Origin of the sequence: Shewanella sp. S1-49-MNA-CIBAN-0167 (assembly GCF_040310145.1) — a bacterium.
In the GTDB taxonomy this organism is placed as follows: Bacteria; Pseudomonadota; Gammaproteobacteria; order Enterobacterales; family Shewanellaceae; genus Shewanella; species Shewanella psychromarinicola.
Map to the genome: position 1 here is coordinate 1 of NZ_JBEOPO010000082.1, position 2691 is coordinate 2691.

General features: G+C 41.4%; 2 protein-coding genes. One reads left to right on the forward strand and one right to left on the reverse strand.

Going from position 1 to position 2691, the window contains the following annotated elements:
- Positions 1–299 precede the first annotated feature (299 nt).
- Positions 300–722: a thioredoxin TrxC gene (trxC, locus tag AAEZ00_RS20390; RefSeq protein WP_124013673.1), complete on the reverse strand. Its 423-nt coding sequence runs from the start codon at positions 720–722 to the stop codon at positions 300–302.
- Between the two features lie 1107 nt (positions 723–1829).
- On the opposite strand from trxC, the gene AAEZ00_RS20395 reads away from it, so the two are divergent.
- Positions 1830–2645, forward strand: coding sequence for a substrate-binding domain-containing protein (locus AAEZ00_RS20395; RefSeq protein ID WP_502959344.1), 816 nt, complete (start codon positions 1830–1832; stop codon positions 2643–2645).
- Positions 2646–2691 lie beyond the last annotated feature (46 nt).

The following is a 2691-nucleotide window of genomic DNA, read 5'->3' on the forward strand; positions in this document are numbered from 1 at the left end:
GTGTAATTTGTTTCATGGGGCTATGATGATCCCATTTGGGACAAAATCAAGCATTTTCAATGATCACGGGTATAGATTATGACCAACGGCCACTATCCTCAAGGCGCTTAACTCACTGCAGATAACAGCGCAAGATCCCCTACTGCACAGATAAAACGACCGAAATCCCAGTAATGCTTGTAAGCCCGGAACGACTTTGTAATTTCAATGCTGAGTTGCGTTTAGACTAGCCATAAAAAAACGCGAGTCATTGCCGCGTTTGTTATTACTTGAGTTCTGGCCGATCTAATGTCCAAAATCTATTTCAGCGATTCGAGCCATTGGTTGAATGATGATGCAGGCATAGCGCCTGATTGTTGGGCGATTGTTTTGCCTTGTTTAAATACCATCAGGGTGGGGATCGAGCGGATATTAAACTGCGCGGCTAAAGCTTGTTGCTCTTCGGTGTTGAGTTTTCCGAAACGGAATTTAGGCTCCCATGTTTTGGCGGCTTGGGTAAATACCGGCGCAAAGTTTTTACAAGGGCCGCACCAACTGGCCCAAAAGTCGACCACCAGTGGTAGTTCTGATTTGGTAGCATGGTGGCTAAAATTGGCGGCTGTCAGCTCAATCGGCACACCAACAAAAAGGTTTTGTTTGCACTTACCACAGGTTGGTTGTTGCTCAAGACGATCTTCAGGGACGCGATTTAAGGTATCGCAATGGGGGCAAGCTATGATCATGGTTAGTCCTTATCCACTTCATTATTGAGACTATTCAATCATAAACCTAGTTGGTGTGTTAAACGAATAATCGTTTAATTTATTATATTATGGCCTGCGGCCACTAACGCTTAAGTTCGCAAGGTTCCACCCTGCACGGGCTAATTCATTTATGGCCTGCGGCCACCAACGTCGTGGCGCTTCCCCCACACCAGACCAAGAGGAAACCAACGGCAGTTCCCTCTTTATTCTTTATAAAAGAATTGGCCCAGCCGCCTCGCAACATTTTTCCTAATGACTTAAATAACAGCAGCGAAAAGTCGCCATGGGGATCGATCTAGCTTTTGACTTCGTTTGTAATCGGCTTCGGCCTTATTCGAAAATGCTAAGTTGAATTTATCCATTTTCAAGCAAGGAATTTATGGACACAAACGAACTAATGATTTGGTTTTTAGCTCGTAAGAGATGATTAAGAAAAGTATCGCAATCAGTTATGCGCCCCTAAAAATGGGCAATGAATCATCTTCAACAAGAACGTTTACTCTGACCCACTAAATTTATGTGGACGCAGTAATGCAGTTAATTAAGCATCTAGACGATTGTGAAAAAATAGATAAACATTTACGCCAGCAGATTCGGAACTTGTATTTATGAGGTCTTTACAAGATAAGCCTCAACAAGTGACATTTACAGTAAAACCCATCAAACGACCGTGATAATGTAACGTTTTCAAGGTAAACGGTTAACTTAGATTACGGTGCTGTTGAGCCTACGATCTATTTACAAATCACCTCGTAATGCCTGTATTTGTCCTCGCAGCCTTAATATCCCCACCCAGTTTCATTTGAATGTCTGTAAAAGCGCTTGATGCTTGGAATGAGCTAAAACAAGCAAGCAATAAAATTAAGACAGGCATTCTAAAATTAGAACCCATTGGTTACTTGTATGGTGTTGCGATCCTGACGCATGGGGGAGTTCAAAACACAACAATATCGATTAGCTCACACTGATATGTTCAGTAATACCGTTTCAGCTCGTATCTTTAAATGAATTTCTTTGATATGTTTTATTGTAAGCAGAGTCGCACTATGATTTATTTCAGGAGGGAGTGTGAGGAGATCACTTTTATTGTTTGTTGCCTTTAGTCTAATACCCATATCTTCTGTCTATGGAAAAGAATTAAAACTTGCCGTGGTACCTAAATTTAATAGTGTTTTTTTTGATCAAAGCAAAGCTGGCTGTATAGATGCTGCGGCTCAAATAAAAGGCGTTGAATGCATATATCGGGGACCAGATATAAGTAATGTTAGGATGCAAGATCAGGTAATAAATCAACTGATTGATGAAGGTATAGATGGTATCGCTGTAGCCGTTACACAATCTAAATATCTCGTTAAAAATAGCCTCAAGAGAGCTAAAGAAGCAGGTATCCCGATTATTACCTATGACTCTGATATTGATGCTTCAATCAACGAAGACCCTAATAGTTTACGCCTAGCCTATATAGGCACTGACAATATTGAATTGGGTAAGTCATTAGGTGAAGAGTTAAAAAAACTTCGGCCCAATGGGGGAACGCTAATAATGCAATCTGGGCGACGAGATTCTCCCAATCTGAATTTAAGACTGATGGGGGTCCGTTCCGCATTATCGGGAAAAAAATACGATGTACCTCCTGGAGAATTGCTTAATAACGATTTGGGATGGACTGAAGTTAGAGAACCTTTCTTTAATTTTGATCAACTGGCTCAATCTGTTATTCAAATGGAGTCTGTAATGAAAGGTAGGCCTGTAAAAGCAGACTCTTTTATTGCTGTTGGTGGTTGGCCGCAAAATGACCAAGCACTTTACCGTAAAATGATTGCCCCGTATCAGGCAAAAATTAATAACAACGAGGTCATCATTGTTATTACGTATGCGTCCGGCGAACGACGTCTTGTCTAGCCTAACCTACCAGGGTAAGAGACTGTTGAGGTCACAATCAGGGTAG

Excerpts from the sequence above, each read along its gene's own strand:
- trxC (WP_124013673.1), bottom strand. The coding sequence starts at position 722 with ATGATCATAGCTTGCCCCCATTGCGATACCTTAAATCGCGTCCCTGAA.